This is a genomic window from Synechococcus sp. YX-04-1, assembly GCF_030546365.1.
GTDB lineage: Bacteria > Cyanobacteriota > Cyanobacteriia > PCC-6307 > Cyanobiaceae > Parasynechococcus.
Genome location: NZ_JAUONZ010000021.1, coordinates 1 through 846 on the forward strand (window position 1 = coordinate 1; position 846 = coordinate 846).

The following is an 846-nucleotide window of genomic DNA, read 5'->3' on the forward strand; positions in this document are numbered from 1 at the left end:
CGTCTACCCAATCCTGCTAGGGGGTCTCACCATTGTTGTGACTGTGTCTGGGCTGACGATGCTGCTCAGGCCAGCCCGTACGAAAAAAAAAAGGGGGGGGGGGGGGGGGAATCACCCCGACGTCCTCACTCCGCGCAACTGCAGCCGCAGGAACCACTGCCATGACAGGGCTCGTGGTTGGGATGACCGGTGGCACAGGCATCTGAACAGAAACTCTGGCCATCGCGAACAACTGCTTGGGACGCTTGCACCTCACAGGTGCAACGCGGACAGGCACAGGGAGTGTCGGGAGCCATCACAACCAGTCAACTCACTTCTGTATAGGTCAAAAAAATAATCCCAGGACAAACACACCATTCCAACACACAATTCATACGGAAATATTGATAACGACTCTCACCCCAAACAGGGGCAAGGGCAACAACACGGAAGACTGAATCAATCAAGAATTTGGGCAGACAAAATAACAATCTAGAAATTAATCACCAACGAGATCCAAGCGATCAATATCCCAATTCCAACCACCCAGATCAACTCATTTCCCTCCAGAGCATCAAGGCCGAAAGGGATCAAACAAACTCGTACAAGTAGGTATCAAAAGATACGCGCCATTAGCTCAAAGAAGGAGCAGCACATCCAGCAGGTTGTCAAAGTAAGCAAGCCCTAACGGGCATTCCTGTGTGAGGAACCCCCATGAAGCTTTTCCAGCAACTGCTGATGGCTCCTGCTGCCCTTGGCCTTCTGGCCACCGGCGCTAATGCCGCCGAGTTGAACATCAACGGCGTTTCTGATTACGCGGCCACATCCAGTGGCAACAGCCTTGATCAGGTCACCAGCGTCACCCAA

The 846-nt window shown here is 52.6% G+C and carries 1 protein-coding gene and 1 pseudogene; one reads left to right on the forward strand and one right to left on the reverse strand.

From position 1 onward, the window contains the following. Window positions 1-125: 125 nt before the first annotated feature. Complete coding sequence (locus Q3Y53_RS13040; protein WP_303536805.1) at window positions 126-296, reverse strand: conjugal transfer protein TrbI; 171 nt, start codon at window positions 294-296, stop codon at window positions 126-128. A 397-nt stretch (window positions 297-693) separates the two neighbouring features. On the opposite strand from Q3Y53_RS13040, the pseudogene Q3Y53_RS13045 reads away from it, so the two are divergent. Further along, window positions 694-846 (forward strand): annotated as a pseudogene (locus tag Q3Y53_RS13045) (porin); the annotation flags it as partial.

Excerpts from the sequence above, each read along its gene's own strand:
- Q3Y53_RS13040 (WP_303536805.1), bottom strand. The coding sequence starts at position 296 with ATGGCTCCCGACACTCCCTGTGCCTGTCCGCGTTGCACCTGTGAGGTG.